We start from the raw sequence: 15,076 nt of genomic DNA on the forward strand, positions 1-15,076 counted from the left end.
GAGCCGCGCCGGAGTTCTGTCGGACAGGAGATCTGTTGAAAGTCCATGCCCGTACGCTGGCGGGCGCGCTGCTCGTCTGCGCCCTGACCGGCTGGGCCACCCCGGCCACCGCCCACCCCTTTGGGCCGCCGTCCACCGCGCGGATCGAGGCCGACGGCTCGCGGGTGACCATCTCCTGGCTCCCGGCCGAGGACGACTGGGTCGCGCTCGGCCAGTCGCTCGGCGCGTTCGAGGACCCGTCCACCGGAACCGTCTCGACGGAGCTGACCGGTGAGCAGAAGCTGGAGCGCTCGACGGTCCTCCGTGACTACCTGCTGGAGAGGATCACGGTCGCCCAGGCCGGCCGGCCGTGCGAGAGCCGGCTGGCGGAACTCCGGGCGCTGCTCGTCGACGGCGCCCGGTTCGTCTTCGACTGCCGGAGCCCGGTCACCGAGGTGGACGTGACCGTCGCCGCCCTGACCGACCTCAACACGGCGTACCGGACGATGCTCGTCGCGGACACGCCCGCCACCCCCAAGCAGACGCTCTTCACCGAGGCGGTCAGCACCCAGCGTCTGAGCTTCTCCGGCACGGCGGGGAACGGCATGTCCTGGCAGACGACGAGTGTCGCCGTCGGCGCCGCCGTACTGCTGGCCGGGGCGGGCGCGTTCGTCATGCTGCGCACCCGGCGCAGGGTGAGTACGACGGGTACGCGGTCATGACGGAGCTCAGCGGCTTCGAGAGCCGGTTCATCTCGCTCTTCGACAACAGGGGCGTCTTCTGGGTGGTCCTCGCCGTCGCCCTCGTCGCCGGAGCGATGCACGCGGTCGCCCCCGGCCACGGCAAGAGCGTCACCGCGGCCTACCTGGTCGGCACCCGGGGCAACTACCGCGACGCGCTGCGCCTGGGAGTCATCGTCGCGTTGATGCACACCTTCTCGGTGCTGGTGCTGGCGTTCGCCTGGGTGGGACTGAGCAGCGCCGCGAGTCTCGGCACGGAGCGCGTCACCGCCTGGATGCAGGTGCTGGCCGGACTGGTCACCATCTGCGTCGGCATCCACCTGATCTACCGCCACCTCCAAGGACGCCGGCGCCAGGCTCAGCACGGACATGGACACGGACACGGACATGGGCATGGGCATGGGCATGGGCATGGGCATGGGCATGGGCATCAGATCGAGGACGGGCCAGACCCCTGGTCTCGCCGGGGCCTCGTCGCGCTCGCCCTCTCCGGTGGGCTGCTGCCCTCGCCGTCGGCGTTCGTCGTCCTGATGAGCGGGCTGCTCACCGGCCGGGCCTTCGACGCCGTCGCGCTCGTCGGCGCCTTCGGCGTGGGGATGGCCCTCACCCTGACCGGCGTGGGCGTGGTGACGATCCGGGGCTACACCCTGCTGGCCCGCGGAACCCACAGGTGGTCACTGGCCTCCGCGGTAATGGCCTGGGCCCCGGCCGCCGCCGGCCTCGCGGTCTCCTCCGCCGGAGGCCTCTACCTCGTCGCGGCGCTGGGCACCATCACCGGTTGACACCCGGCCGCGCGCCGGAATGCCCGCCGGATCGGGCGTGGTGGACATCCAGGGGCGGGCGTCACTGGCTGGAACAGCCAGCCGTTGCCTTCCGGCCGGCCGTCATCCGTGTTTCGCGGATGTGCCCAGGATGCTCGACGCCTACGAACGCGGAAGCAGCGAGCGGACGGCCTCCTCGGTTCGGGCGACGACGGCCGGTCCGTCGTCGGCGGTGATGATGGGGCGCTGGATGAGGATCGGATGGGCGGCCAGCGCCCGGATCCAGTGGTCACGGCTCTCGGGGGTGCGGGGCCAGTCGGCCAGGCCGAGCTCGGTGGCCACGCTCTCACCCGTCCGAGTGATGTCCCACGGTTCGAGGCCGAGCCTGGCCAGCACCTCGCGGAGTTCTCCCTCGTCGGGCGGGTCCTCCAGATAGCGACGGACCGTGTACTCGGCCTTCTCCGCGTCCAGGACGGACAACGCGGAGCGACACTTGGAACAGTCAGGATTTATCCAGATTTCCATGGGTTCCTTTGACGGCTCGGGCGGCGGGTGAGAAAGAAGAACTCGCTGCGGGAACCGTAACGGAACGATCCCTTCCACCTTCGTACGGGCCGCGTGCTCTGGGCGCCCCTCGTAGGAGTCGTGCCCGTGGGCACCGGCCAGGATCGCGCGGCGCCCATTCCGCATCGGCCGGAAGGAGACTCGGCCCCAGTGACAACCGGCCGCCAGGAGGGGATCTCCCAGCAGCCGGTTGGAGGCGTCTCAGCCGAGATCGAACTCGTCGGCCTTCACACCGTTGACGAAGGCGTCCCACTCGGCGGGGGTGAAGAAGAGCTTGGGACCGTCGGGGTCCTTGGAATCACGTACGGCGATCAGGTCGGGGCGCTCGGCCTTGGGACCGGGGCCGTCGACGACGTCTCTGAGCTCCGCGACCTCAACGCAGTCACCACCGTTGTCTCCGGAGAAACTCGACTTGAACCACTTGGCGTTACTCAGGTCCATTTTTCCTCAACCGCCTTCTGGATGATATCGATGGACATACTTAGCGGAAACGCTTCGGTTCTGATGGCATCGAAACGCTCCACAGCCACGGAGACATCCTCCTGGTCGTTCGTGGTGATACCTCGTACGGCCGTCTCGGCGTACAGTATGTCGCTTCCTCCATCCATCGTCGCGATTACGAATCCACCCATCAAGCCCGAGTGCATTCCGTGCGGGAGCACCTGAACACTCAGCCGAGGATTGGTCATCGAGACGAGATGCTTCAGCTGCTCTCGCATCACCTCGGGTCCGCCGATTGAGCGATGGAGCACCGCCTCGTCAATCACACATCGAAAGATCGGCGGCTGGGGATCCTCACGGACGAGGACGGCCTGGCGGTCCAGACGAGCTTCCACAGCCACCCCATCTCCCCTCAGCAGCACACGAGCGTATGCCTCGGTTTGCAGGAGACCGGGAATCACCAACGGCTGGTAGGTCCGAAGGGTGGTCGCCAACTGTTCCGTGTCACGCCACTTGCCGAACCAGGACGGGAAGACCTGCCCCTTCCGCCAGTCGAGGAGGCGGCGGAGGGCACCGCCCGTGTTGAGGGCCGTGTCGCAGGCGTCGGCGAACTCCGGGCTGGCCGGGAGCAGACCGGTCTCCACCCCGCTGATCAGGGACTCGCTGAAGTGGATTATCTCGGCCAGCTGCCCCTGGGTGAGGCCCGCCGCCTTCCGGTAGTGCTTCAGCTCCCTACCCCATATCGCCTGAGGCGTGTAGAGGTTGACCACGATGCCCTCCTCGCCGGAGTTCAACGACAACGACGCGAACCCCAACCATCGAATCCGGTAACCATTCGACTACCAAGCGTAGCCATTCCTCGGCATGCTGGCCATACGAATTCCAGAGAACAAGAAGAGAATTCCAAGGCATGCGAGGCGCCGGACGAGTATCACCACAGGCCGGCCCCCTCGCCATTTCATGATGGGTACGAGTGAATATCCGGGGCCGTACACGGCAGAAACGCGGCGACGGCCGGACAGGGATTCAAGGTGGCGCGAATCCGTTCGGGGAGAAGAGCGAAAGCGCGAGAGGCCCGGGGACCGTGCGTCGGCCCGGGTGCGCCCGGGGCAAAGGACGACAGGCACGGCGACGGTGGGCGAACGGCCTGGCGCCACCTTCGATGACGACCGAATCCACGCGCGATCGAGCCCCGACCCGAAATACCCGTACACCGCTGAGCCACGCCCACCACCAGGCTCGATAGCCAACCGATAAGGCATGGATGTTGAGCCGTCCTACGTTTCGGACATGAGCACTCCGATCTTTGCGCTTTGCGATGAGTACGTCACCCGCTGGGCGGCCCTCGACCCGATCGCGGCAGGTGCCGAGGGCATCGTGTCCGACTTCGTCGCCGCCACCGACCACAGCCCCGCCGGGAGCGCCGCCCGGGCCGAGCTGATCCGTACGACCCTCAAGCGTCTCGACGAGCTGGTCCCGACCGGGGAGTCGGACGTCCGGGCGGCCGCCCACCTGCGGGAGCGGCTGGAGGCCGAGCTCGGCTGGCACGACATGGGCGAGCCGCTCCGCTGGGTGGCGGCGCCGTACGGGCTGCCCTACCGGGTGCGCTCCAGCGTCGTCCTTCTCCCGCACGGCAACGACGACGAGTGGCGCGACGTCGCCGCCCGCCTGGCGGCGATCCCCACGATGCTCGCCGGATGGCGGGAGAGCCTGGAGGCCGGCCTGGCCTCGGGGCTGCGGGGTGCTCGCAGGCAGGCGCTGGCCATGGCCGACCAGGCCGACCAGTTCGCCGGCGCGGGCGGGACTCCCCCGGCGCACGACGCCTTCGTCGCCACCTACGGCGAGGGTCCGGTCAAGGAGGAACTGCTCAGCGCGGCGGCGGCGGCCCACGCCGCGTACGCCGACGCCGGGCGCTACCTGCGCGAGGAGTACGCCCCGAGGGCGGACGAGGCCGACGCGGTGGGCCCCGAGCGTTACGCGGTCGCGGCCAGGATCAGCCTGGGCTCCGACATCGACCTGCGCGAGGCGTACGAGTGGGGCTGGGCCGAGCTGGAGCGCATCGGGGCCGAGATGGCCGCCGAGGTCGAGCGGATCAAGCCGGGCGCGACCATCGAGGAGGCCACCGAGATCCTCAACGAGACCCAGGCCGTCGACTCCCTGGAGGAGTACCAGGCGTGGTTGCAGGAGCGCCATGACCGGGCCATCGAGCAGTTGCACGGCACCCACTTCGACATCCCCGAGCCGCTGCAGCTGATCGTGGCCGAGGTCGACGTGAGCTCCACCTCCGGCGCGGCCTCCTACAACTCGCCCAGCGAGGACCTGTCGCGGCCCGGCCGCACGCTGTGGCCGGTCGGCGGGCGGACCCGCTTCGCCACCTGGACCGAGCTGACCACGATCTTCCACGAGGGCGTTCCCGGCCATCACCTGCAGTTCGGCGCGATGCGGATGGCCGGGGATAATTTGTCCAGGTTCGCCAAGGTCTCCTGGGTGGACGGCCACGGTGAGGGCTGGGGCCTGTACGCCGAGCGGCTGGCCGACGAGCTGGGCTGGTTCACCGACCCCGGTACCCGGCTGGGCATGCTCAACTGGTCGGCGCTGCGTGCCGCCCGGGTGGTCATCGACCTGGGCGTCCACCTGGACCTGCCGCTCCCCGACGGCTCGAAGTGGACCTTCGAGAAGGCCTGCGAGGTGCTGCGCGACCGGGGCCGTTGCGAGCCGCACCGGGTCGAGGCCGAGGTGGTCCGCTACTTCGGCTGGCCCGCCCAGGCCATCGCCTACAAGCTGGGCGAGCGGGCCTGGGTGCAGGCCCGTGAGGAGGCCAGGCTGCGCCAGGGCGACGCCTTCGACCTGCGTGCCTGGCACACCGCCGCGCTGGAGCTCGGACCGGTCGGCCTGTCCAGCCTGGCCGACGCCCTGCGCCGGATCGGCTGATCCTCGGCCCCCCACCTCATGTGATGTCGCCGACGGCGGCCGGTCCCGCCAGGGCGGACGACCGGCCGCCAGGCGACATCACACGAAGGCCACCGCTGACCGCCCGCACCGCCCACAACGACAACGGCCACTCGACCGGGGCCGGCGACCGACCCACCGCACCACATGTCCGCGCCCCGTTCGGGGAGCGCGGCCGCGCCGTCTCCGTCGCCTCTCGCCGGGCACGGCCGAGGTCAGCCGGCGGGAGGATCCGCCAGCTGGGTGCGGATCTGGGCGGCGATCGCGGGTGGCATCGTGTCGGCCAGTTCGAGCGCCTCCTCCGAGACGCTCCGCGCCGCCTCGGTCTCGCCGACGGCCGAGTACGCCTCGCTGAGCATGACCAGGACGCGGACCACGTGGAACGGCGCGTCGATCTTGTGGAACAGGCCGAGGGCCTGGTGGAAGCGGCCGATGGCCTGTTCGGTCTGGTCGGTGGCCAGCGCCAGCTCGCCGAGGCCGAGCACGACCCGCGCCTCGGCCAGCTTCTCTCCCATGGTGCTCGCCAGTTCCAGAGCGCGCTGGAGCATGAGGTCGGCATCGGTGAAGTCGCCCTGGCGCAGCCGCGCGATGCCCAGGCCGTGCAGGGCGTACGCCTCTCCGGTCGGGTCCCCGATGTTGCGTACCGTGGTGAGCGTCCGCTCGAAGACCTCGGCCGCCGACGGCAGCTCTCCCGAGCGGAGGTAGGTCTCGCCCAGCCGGTGCAGGACCTGTGCCTCCACCCGCCGGCTGCCGCCGACCCTGCTGAGTTCCAGCGCCTCGCTCAGCAGTCGCTTGGCCGCGTCGAGGTCCTCGCAGTCCAGTCTGATCTGGGCCACGCTGTGCAGCACGTAGGCGGAGGCGACCTGGTCACCGGTCCTGCGGAAGATGGTCAGCGCGCGTTCGTAGCGTTCCACAGCGTCGTCGAGCCGGCCGCTGATCCGGTCCAGGAAGGCGATGTTGCGGATGACGAGGGCCACGCCGAGGTCGTCGCCCGCCTCCTCGAACAGTTCCGCGGCCGCCTCGAAGTCGCGGCGCGCGTCTCCGAACCGCTGCTCGGCGATGTAGAGCGAGCCGATCGAGTAGAGCATCGCCGCCTGCCCCCTGCGGTCCCCCGCCCGCCGGGCGGCGGCCAGCGCGACCTCGTGGGTCTCCCGCCAGTCGTCGAAGTAGATCCTCGACTCGAACAGGGTCACGGCGCTGATCGCGAGATCCCAGCAGAGCTCGACGAGCCCGGCCTGCGCCGCCTGGCGGATCCCCGCGACCAGCGTCAGCCGCTCGCGCTCGTACCAGGGCAGGGGGGCCATGACCAGCTTCTCGACCAGCCGGTCGGGCAGCGACCAGCGCGGGGCGTCGCTGTGCACCTGCACGTAGTCGCCGCCGTACTCGCGGCGGTGCGCCTCCCCGGTCAGGAAGAGCAGTCCGCCGAGCACCCTCTCCAGCGCGGCTTTGCGGTCGGCGACCGCCTCCTCGGTGGCGAGGCGCTCGCGGGCGAAGACGCGGATCAGGTCGTGGAAGCGGTACTGGCCGTGCACGCCGTACCCGGTGTCCGTCGCCTCGATCAGCTGGGTGTCGGCCAGGTCGTCGAGCAGGTCCTGGGCGTCGGAGGGATCGCTGTCGAGCAGCGCGGCGGCGACCCAGCCGGAGAAGTGCCGGAACTCCAGGATGGCCAGGCGCCGAAACAGCCTCCGCGCGTCCTCGCTGACGCTTTCGTAGGTCAGGGAGATGCTCGCCCTGATGCCCAGGTCCCCGTGTTTGAGCTCGTCGAGCCTGCGGGTCTCGTCTTCGAGCCGGCCCACCAGCTGGTCGATCGTCCAGTGCGGGCGGGCCGCGAGCCTGGCGCCCGCGATGCGCAGCGCCAGCGGGAGGTGACCGCAGAGGTCCGCCAGCCGGGCCGCCGCCTCGTGCTCGGCCTGCACCCGTTCGACGCCCGCGATACGGGAGAGCAGGTCGACCGACTGCCGCGAGTCGAAGAGGTCCACGTCGAGGTGGGCGGCACCGGGCAGGCCGGCCAGCCGGGTCCTGCTGGTGATTATCACCGCGGCCTCGGGATTGCCGGGAAGCAGGGGCAGCACCTGGCTCTCGCTCCTGGCGTCGTCCAGGACGATCAGCATCCTGCGTCCGGCGAGCAGCGCGCGGTACATCTCCGCCCGCTCGTCCACCCCGTCGGGGATGGCGGTGCCCGGCACGCCCAGCGCCCGCAGGAAGCGTTCGAGCACCTGCCCGGAACCGAGCGGGCGCGACTCCCCTCCGTGCAGGTCGGCGAAGAGCTGGCCGTCCTCGTAGCGGCCGGCGACGCTGTGCGAGACGTGCACCGCGATCGTGGACTTGCCGATCCCCGGCTTGCCGACCACGGCGATGATGGGCACCGCGAGTCGCTGCCGGTCCTCCGCGGCGAACGTGAGCTGCCTGCGGATGGCCTCGACCAGTTTGATCCGGCCGGTGAAGTCCGCGATGTCGGTGGGAAGCAGCCGGGGTACGGTCCGGTGGGCGACCGGCACCTCGTTCGTCTCCCCGTGGCGCTGGAGCTGCTGCGGTTGTTGCTGCTGCCGCTCCGGCGGGTCGAGGCTCTCGTCGGAGGTGAGGATCGCGTACTCGAGTTGCTGCAGGCTCTCGTTGGGCTCGATGCCCAACTCGTCGATCATCGTCTGGCGGGCGCGGCGGTAGACCGTCAACGCCTCCGCCTGGCGCCCGGAGCGGTAGAGCGCGAGCATCAACTGGCCGCGGAGCCGCTCCCTGAGCGGATGTTCCTCGACGAGCTCGCTGAGCTCGCCGACCAGCTCGTGGTGCCTGCCGAGTTCCAGCTCCAGATCGACGCAGTCCTCGTTGGCGTTGATCCGGCGCTCGGTCAGCCTGCTGACCGCCGCCTGCACGAGCCGGCTCTCCTGGCCGTCGAGGGCGGGGCCCCGCCAGAGGGCGAGCGCGTCCCGGTAGTGTCTGACCGCCTCCTCCGGGTTGCGGTTCTCGCGGGCCTGGCGGGCCTGGCTCAGCAGATTCTCGAAGTTCTGGGAATCGAGCTGCCCCTCGGTGACCCGCAGGGTGTATCCCTGGGAATGGGTCGCGATGACGTCGAGGTTGCCGTGCGCGGCGAATAATCGCCGGAGTGAGGAGATGCAGATCTGCACCTGCGCGCGCGAGGTGCTGGGCAGGTCGTCACCGTAGATCGCGTCGGTCAGTCGCCCGATGGTGACCATGCGATTGGCCTCCAGCAGAAGGCAGGCGAGAACCACCTGTTGCCGGGGTGCGCCCAGATCCAGGCGCTGGGAACCGGCCACGACTTCCAGAGGACCGAGGATCCGATACTCCACCCGAATCTCCTTACAGAGTCGCGGCCTGTCCAGGAAATCACCGCATGGTTTTGCGTAAGAGAGACGTCAGGCATCTGACTATTACCATAAATTCAAGGAAATATACCGAATTTCGGCTTTCCGTAATCCCGAGCACATAACTCGATGATCACGGTGGGTGATTTTATCAGCATGAACCAGTGTCTGCCCGGGATCATACAACGTCACTGGATGGAGAACCAGGGGGGTTTGTTAAGGTCTGGCCTGACTTGCGACTAACGGGTGGGTTTGAGACGCGAAGAAGCGGCCGGGCCTTGGACGGCTCCGACCGCTCCGGCGAATCCCCGCCGCCGGTGACCACCGGGCGGGGGTGCGGTTCAGCCCCAGGGAGTGTTGCTGGCGAGCACCACGGTCTCCGGGGTCCCGCCGGCGGCGACTGCGGGGAGGACGGCGCCGAGGCCGAGGCATCCGAGGATGGCGGCGGCGGCGACGATGAACCGGAGAGCGTTGGAGCTAGCGAATTTCCGCATTTTCTGCACCTCTTGTCGTGTCTTCCTGGCTGCTGTTCGCCTGTCTGCTTCAAAACGTAGGCAGCCCCCCTATCCGGCCTTTATCCGATCTCTTCTGATCCGGCATCCGCCCCATTCGCCGGCAAAAGATAGGGAGCGGTAGCCGATGGATAGCGAGCCGAAAGCGGACGGATAACGCTCCGGTGGAACCTGATGGGACCGAGGTCGCGTGATACAGGTCACGCGGCCCCGACCAGAAGATGGGTATCCTCACCATGAGCATCGCCACGCAGGCACTTGACGGCGTCTACGGCCGATCCGCGGCCGGTGTCCGAGCTCGCCTGGAGCGAGCCGTGGGCGCGGACTGGCAGCAGGTCTCCGAGGGAGAGACCGACATCGAGGGAAACGTAAAAGAATGGATGGACGAATTCATGGAGCGCGGGCTCTATCGTCTCATCCTGGCCACCGACCACTATTTCGCCGGGCTTGGCATGACCACCTCCTATCCGGAGGTCACGGTGATGTTCAGAATGCACGACGAGTTCATGCCCTATCACATCCAGGTCGTGCTGGCACCGCACTCGTACACGACGTATTTCGGCGTCCGCGGTTGACTCCGCGAGCGGCGGAGTCCGTTCTCCTGAGGGAAGCGAACATGCCTGTTCAACAATTGGCGGTACCTGGCCCCCACAACTCCGGAGCCGACGAGGGCACGCCCTCTGTCGTCGCCCGCTGCCTGAGCAACTTCCGTCTGGAGGTCGACGGGCAGGCCGTGTCACACTGGCGCGCCGGCAAGGCCCGGGCCCTGTTCCAGTACCTGCTGGTCAACCGTGATCGGTTCGTCCACCGGGACCGGCTGCACGAGGTGCTGTGGCCGGAAAGAGCGGACCACCACTCCAGCTCGCTCAAGGTGGCCGTGCACGGCGTACGCCGGGTGCTCAACGAGTTCGAGGACAGGGACGGTTTCACCCTGCTCCACCAGAACCACGGCTACCTGCTGCGGACGAACAGCGCGTGGGTGGACATCGAGGAGTTCCAGCGCGCCTTCGACCGGGGCCGGGACGCCTGGGTCGCCAAGGACCACGACACCGCGATCGCGTGGTTCCAGCGCACCGCCGACCTCTACATCGGTGACTTCCTCACCGGCGAGACCGGCGGCTGGATCAACGAGCAGCGGCAGTGGATGCGCGGGACCGCCCTGCGCGCGCTGTCCGCGCTGCGCAGCGAGTCGCTGGAGCGAGAGGACTGGCCGGCCGCGATGCACTGGTGTCGCCGGACCCTCGACGTCGACCCCCACCACGAGGCCACCTACCAGACCCTGATGATGATGCACGGCGAGCTCGACGAGCTCGGCCGCGTCCTGAGCTGGTACGAGGTGTGCCGTCACCGGCTCCGCACCGACCTCGGGGTGGAGCCGAACGAGCGCACCGAACGGCTGCTGGCCGCGCTGATGCGGGGCCGGAGCCGGCCGCCGTTGACCGGCCGGTGACCATGACGACTCCGTTGGGGAAGACGGGATCATGGTCCGCCGTTCCCGGCCCGGGAGGCTCCGTCACGGACGGGGGGCCCGACCTGGAGCGCCTGCGCGCGGCGGTCGGCGAGTTCGCCGGCTACACCGCGGCCGAGCGGTCCTGGGAACGGCTGCTGCTGGCGACCGGGCCGTGGGTCGACCCGGCGCTCGCGGCCCATCGCCGGGCACTGCTGACCTGGTTGAACGCCTGGGGGTGCCGGCTGCGCTACCCGCGCGAGGGCGAGCCGGACGTCTTCTGCGCGGAGACCGGCGCCTGGTGGGAGCGCTGGCGGGACCGTCTTCCCGGCCGGGACGTCGCACTCGCCCAGCTGGGCGACGCCGAGATCGACACGGTGGGCGAGTGCTACGCGGACCTCGCGGCGATGCGGGCGGCCCCCGGTTCCAGACCCCGCTCGCTGGGACCGACCGCGGCGACCAAGATGCTGCACGCCCTGCGCCCGCGAGCGCTGATGCCCTGGGACGCCGCCATCGCCGACGCCCTGCACGGTGCCCGCAGCGCCGACGCCTACCGCGCGCACCTGCGGCTGGGCCGCCAGTGGGCGCGGCGCCTCCTTGCCGAGGCCGGTCTCGGCGAGGAGGCGCTGGCGGTGCGGCTGGGCCGGCCTGGCCGGCCGCTGGCGAAGATGCTGGACGACTACTGCTATCTGGTGTTCACCGCGACGACCTGACCGGGTGCCGCGGTGACGTTCACCGCGCCCCGGCCAGGCCCTCTTCTCCCCGGTCAGCGCAGTGACCTGACCAGGCTTCGCGCGGCCGTGCGGCTCGCGGCGAGCACCGTCTTGCCCGCGCCGCCGCTGCCCCCGGTGAAGGTGTAGACGCCCTTCGCCAAGGGGCGCAGCGACAGCCCGCCCGTAGGGTGGTAGCACTCGACCGCGGTGACGGCCCTGACCCCCACACCTGGCGGGCGGTACCCGATCCTGGACTCGGCGACGTCCAGGATCCTGCTGGTGAGGGCGCGGTCGATCGGCGCGGTTCCAGGGGTGATGTCCCATCTGTCGGTGGGCAGTCCGAGCAGGATCCTTCCCTCCGCGTACGTCCTGCCGTACAGGCCGGACGTGTCGTCGACGAACGCGCCGGGATTCCTCCCTGCCGCGGGCCCGAGCACGTACTGGATCACCTTGGTGCGCAGTCCCGCGTCCGACAGGCCGGTGCGGGCGAGCAGGTCCTGGGTCCAGGCCCCCGCCGCCACCACGACGGCGTCGAACCTGGCCGGGCTGCCCTCGGCGGGGCGAACCTCGGCCTCCGCGGTGATCCCGTCGACCTGCCCGTCGGTGACGAACGCGCCCGACCGGGCGAGCTCGACCAGGAGCCGGTCGCGGAAGCCGTTCGGGGAGAGGTAGCCGGCGCGTTTCTCGACGACGGCCACGCTTCCCTCGGGCAGCTCGCGGAACGTGCCGCGGCTGCTGAGCTCCTCGCCGCCGATCAGGGAGATCGAGCCGGGCAGGCGGCTGCGCACCAGTTCCACCAGGCCCTCGGTGCCCGGCCCCAGACCGGGGAGCAGGTATACCGAGCCGGTCTCCCGGTAGGAGGCCCACTGGCGCAGCTCCGGACTCGACTGGAGCTCGGCCAGGCTGTCGGCGGCCTCCAGGCAGAGCGCGGGATCTGGTTCGAACGCCCTGGTCAGGCCGCCTGAGGCAGAGCTGGCGTCGGCCCGCCTGTGTGGCTCTCCGGTGTACAGGTGGACGGCGCTGCCCCTGATGACCTCGCACAGCCGCCAGGCCAGCATGGCCCCCGCGATCCCACCGCCCACAACAGCGATTCTGAGCATCTCACCCCTCCGTTCATGTCGCCGAGGCGGTCGCGGGCCGCGACTCGTCGGCCTTGTGCGGGTCACGCATGCCGATCAGGCCCGCCACGGTCGCGATCGCGGAGACCAGGGCCGCCCACAGCCACACCGAGCGTCCGACCTGGAACCACACCAGGGTTCCGATCACCGGCCCGATCGCGGTGCCGAGCCCGAAGACGCTCTGCATGGCGCCGATGTAGCGTCCGCGGAGCCGCTCGGGGCCGGCCAGGGCGGGGTAGGCGAACGTGGTGGGCCCGCCGATGATCTCTGAGAGCGTCCAGACCAGGGTGCCGATCATGAACCAGATCGGCAGCGGGGAAATCGCATAGATCGCGTAGCCGACCGAGACCAGGCCGAGGCCGAGCAGCGCGGTCAGCCGGATCGGCCACTTCTGCACGATCTTCGTCATCGCCAGCTCGCAGGTGATGACGATGAAGCCGTTCAGCGAGACGGCCGCGCCGTACCACCACAGGCTGATCCCGGCGGCGGAGATGTCCAGCGGCAGGGTGGCCGTGTACTGGCAGTAGACGATGGAGGTGAGCAGCATCGCGAGCAGGTAGACGCTGTAGCGCCAGTCGGCGAACACCGCGAGGTAGCCGGAGCGGCCCTGCGGTGCCGGGTCCGCATCCGCCGCCGCCTCCTGCTCCTTCGCCACGTACGCGGCGTGCGCGGCGCGCTTGGGCAGTGCGAACATCACGGTGACGCCGAAGATCAGCGCCGCGGCGGCCTCGCCCCAGAAGAGCGCGTTGTAGGAGACCGACAGCAGCGCGGCGCCGATCAGCGGCGCGGCGGTCATGCCGAGGTTCAGGCCGAGCCGGTACATCGCCGTGATCATCACGACCCGGTGCCTCGGCGTCAGCTCGGTCAGCATGGTCTGGGCCGCCGGCCGGTAGAACTGACCGACCGTACTGACCAGGAAGACCGCGGCGAGCAGCAGCGCGTAGGTCGGGGCGTAGAGGATGGACACGATCAGGACCGCGGAGCCGGCCATGCTGATCAGCGTGACCGTCCGGGCGCCGAGCCGGTCGGAGAGCGATCCGCCGGCGAACGAGCCCACCACCGCGCCGGCTCCGTACACGCCCAGCGCGAGCCCGGCCTGGGTGGCGGAGAAGCCCCGGTCGGTCAGGAAGAGCACCAGGTAGATCTGGATGAACGCGGCGAGCCTGCTGATGAAGCCGCCGAAGAGCAGCGCCTTGACGGCGCGCGGGGTCTCCCGCAGGGTGACGAACACCCCGTCGTCCGGCTTGTCCGGGGGCCCCGGAGGCACGTTCTTCTCGTTCTCGATAACGGCGGTCACTTGGTCGCCTTCACCTTCAGGTTGGCCTCGGCGGCGTCCAGCGCCGCCCGGCATTCGTCGACGGTCTCTGACAGCGCGGTGGCGTAGGCGATACGCCCCCACAGGGTGCCCTTGGGCGGTGGCGAGACGGTCGCCCCGGGGGCGACCACCGGGATCGCCCGGTCGATCTCCGGGGGCAGGCCGGCCTCGTCGAACTCGATCGACTCGATCGTGGTGTCGTCCTCGGCGACGTAGAAGAAGCGCACCCCGCCCACGAGCTTGCGCTCGGGGGCGAGCGCGGGGGTACGGCCGCAGGCCACCGCGGCGGCGGCCAGGCCGGGGTCGATCCCGGTGGTGAGCAGCCCGAGGTAGGGGATCATGTCCCCGCCCAGGCGGGCGTTCACCTCGATGACGCGCAGTCCCCTGGAGGAGAGCTTGATCTCGGTGTGGGTGAACCCGTCGGTGAACCCGAGAGCGGTGTGCGTGTCCTGCAGGACGCGGCAGAACTCCGGGTCCTGCAGGAGTTCGTCCTGGGCGTCGACGAAGTGACCCACCTCCTCGCAGTACGGCTCGTAGCCCAGGACCTTCCTGCCGAGGAAAAGCGGGGTCACCACACCGCCCTGGACGACGGCGTCCACGCTGACCTCGGGGCCGTCGGCAAACTCCTCGACCAGGACCGGAATCTCGTAGGTCGCCCCGTCGGGGACCGTCAGCTCCCGGACGAAGGCGAACCGCTCCGCCAGCTCCGCGGGGTCCTCGACCCTGATCACGCCCAGGCTGCCGCCGAGGCCGCGCGGCTTGAGGATGGCCGGATAGCCGACCTCCTCCGCAGCCCGCAGGGCCTCCTCCAGCGTGGCGACGGCCAGCGACCTGGGCTGCGGCACGCCGAGCGCGTCGAGCGCGACACGGGTGCGGTGCTTGTCGCGGCAGCGGCGCACCATCTCGGGATCGCCGCCGGGCAGGCCGAGGGCCTCGGAGACGTACGAGGCGGCCAGGATCCTGGCCTCGTCCCAGCAGAGCACCCCGTGCACGGGTTCGCGGGCGGCCAGCTCCAGTGCGACGCCTGCCATCGCGGGGCCGTCGGTCGTGTCGGCGACCACGGTCCAGCCGGTGACGTACTCCTGCTCCCAGCCGGGTTCGGCGGTCACCAGGAGGTGAATGCGGTATTCGGTGGCGATGGAGCTCAGCAGGTACTCGCGGTAGTGCCGCATTCCCGTCGAGACCACCAGGATCAGCGGTCTGGTGTCGGTGGTCAT

The 15,076-nt window shown here is 69.9% G+C and carries 14 protein-coding genes; 6 read left to right on the forward strand and 8 right to left on the reverse strand.

Going from position 1 to position 15,076, the window contains the following annotated elements:
- The first annotated feature begins 35 nt into the window (after positions 1–35).
- Both ACQP0P_RS30150 and ACQP0P_RS30155 read left to right on the forward strand, forming a co-directional pair.
- Positions 36–701 (forward strand): hypothetical protein, encoded by a 666-nt coding sequence (locus ACQP0P_RS30150; RefSeq protein WP_433360833.1) that lies wholly within the window; start codon positions 36–38, stop codon positions 699–701.
- Complete coding sequence (locus tag ACQP0P_RS30155) at positions 698–1,501, forward strand: nickel/cobalt transporter (RefSeq protein ID WP_433360836.1); 804 nt, start codon at positions 698–700, stop codon at positions 1,499–1,501. Before ACQP0P_RS30150 ends, ACQP0P_RS30155 begins: the two co-directional genes overlap by 4 nt.
- A 141-nt stretch (positions 1,502–1,642) precedes the next feature.
- Here the strand turns inward: ACQP0P_RS30155 and ACQP0P_RS30160 are convergent, their stop codons facing one another.
- The 3 genes from ACQP0P_RS30160 to ACQP0P_RS30170 form a co-directional block, all read right to left on the reverse strand.
- The gene (locus ACQP0P_RS30160; protein WP_433360839.1) at positions 1,643–2,005 is read right to left on the reverse strand and encodes an arsenate reductase family protein; all 363 of its coding nucleotides are present in this window, start codon (positions 2,003–2,005) and stop codon (positions 1,643–1,645) included.
- Between the two features lie 240 nt (positions 2,006–2,245).
- Positions 2,246–2,485, reverse strand: a complete 240-nt coding sequence (locus ACQP0P_RS30165) for a DUF397 domain-containing protein (protein ID WP_433360842.1) — start codon at positions 2,483–2,485, stop codon at positions 2,246–2,248.
- Positions 2,476–3,255: a helix-turn-helix domain-containing protein gene (locus ACQP0P_RS30170; RefSeq protein ID WP_433360845.1), complete on the reverse strand. Its 780-nt coding sequence runs from the start codon at positions 3,253–3,255 to the stop codon at positions 2,476–2,478. The genes ACQP0P_RS30165 and ACQP0P_RS30170 overlap by 10 nt, the downstream gene beginning before the upstream one ends.
- A gap of 520 nt (positions 3,256–3,775) precedes the next feature.
- Here ACQP0P_RS30170 and ACQP0P_RS30175 point away from each other — a divergent pair.
- The gene (locus ACQP0P_RS30175) at positions 3,776–5,416 is read left to right on the forward strand and encodes a DUF885 domain-containing protein (protein ID WP_433360848.1); all 1,641 of its coding nucleotides are present in this window, start codon (positions 3,776–3,778) and stop codon (positions 5,414–5,416) included.
- Positions 5,417–5,649: 233 nt separating this feature from the next.
- On the opposite strand, the gene ACQP0P_RS30180 is transcribed toward ACQP0P_RS30175, so the two are convergent.
- The gene (locus ACQP0P_RS30180; protein WP_433360851.1) at positions 5,650–8,739 is read right to left on the reverse strand and encodes an AfsR/SARP family transcriptional regulator; all 3,090 of its coding nucleotides are present in this window, start codon (positions 8,737–8,739) and stop codon (positions 5,650–5,652) included.
- A 356-nt stretch (positions 8,740–9,095) separates the two neighbouring features.
- The gene (locus tag ACQP0P_RS30185; protein WP_433360854.1) at positions 9,096–9,248 is read right to left on the reverse strand and encodes a hypothetical protein; all 153 of its coding nucleotides are present in this window, start codon (positions 9,246–9,248) and stop codon (positions 9,096–9,098) included.
- A gap of 254 nt (positions 9,249–9,502) precedes the next feature.
- On the opposite strand from ACQP0P_RS30185, the gene ACQP0P_RS30190 reads away from it, so the two are divergent.
- Genes ACQP0P_RS30190 through ACQP0P_RS30200 form a run of 3 tightly spaced genes read left to right on the forward strand, consistent with a single transcriptional unit; the run spans position 9,503 to position 11,426 of the window.
- Positions 9,503–9,841 carry a hydroxyisourate hydrolase gene (locus ACQP0P_RS30190; protein ID WP_433360857.1) on the forward strand — a complete coding sequence of 113 codons (339 nt, stop codon included), beginning with the start codon at positions 9,503–9,505 and terminating at the stop codon, positions 9,839–9,841.
- Between the two features lie 41 nt (positions 9,842–9,882).
- The gene (locus ACQP0P_RS30195) at positions 9,883–10,716 is read left to right on the forward strand and encodes an AfsR/SARP family transcriptional regulator (protein ID WP_343965246.1); all 834 of its coding nucleotides are present in this window, start codon (positions 9,883–9,885) and stop codon (positions 10,714–10,716) included.
- Positions 10,717–10,718: 2 nt separating this feature from the next.
- Positions 10,719–11,426 carry a hypothetical protein gene (locus ACQP0P_RS30200; protein ID WP_433360861.1) on the forward strand — a complete coding sequence of 236 codons (708 nt, stop codon included), beginning with the start codon at positions 10,719–10,721 and terminating at the stop codon, positions 11,424–11,426.
- A gap of 53 nt (positions 11,427–11,479) precedes the next feature.
- On the opposite strand, the gene ACQP0P_RS30205 is transcribed toward ACQP0P_RS30200, so the two are convergent.
- Genes ACQP0P_RS30205 through ACQP0P_RS30215 form a run of 3 tightly spaced genes read right to left on the reverse strand, consistent with a single transcriptional unit; the run spans position 11,480 to position 15,076 of the window.
- Entirely contained in the window at positions 11,480–12,526 is a 1,047-nt protein-coding gene (locus ACQP0P_RS30205) for an FAD-dependent oxidoreductase (RefSeq protein ID WP_433360864.1), read from the reverse strand.
- Between the two features lie 13 nt (positions 12,527–12,539).
- Complete coding sequence (locus tag ACQP0P_RS30210) at positions 12,540–13,841, reverse strand: MFS transporter (RefSeq protein WP_433360867.1); 1,302 nt, start codon at positions 13,839–13,841, stop codon at positions 12,540–12,542.
- Complete coding sequence (locus tag ACQP0P_RS30215; protein ID WP_433360870.1) at positions 13,838–15,076, reverse strand: ATP-grasp domain-containing protein; 1,239 nt, start codon at positions 15,074–15,076, stop codon at positions 13,838–13,840. The genes ACQP0P_RS30210 and ACQP0P_RS30215 overlap by 4 nt, the downstream gene beginning before the upstream one ends.

It is taken from the genome of Streptosporangium sp. CA-115845, from assembly GCF_050943795.1.
Classification (GTDB): domain Bacteria; phylum Actinomycetota; class Actinomycetes; order Streptosporangiales; family Streptosporangiaceae; genus Streptosporangium.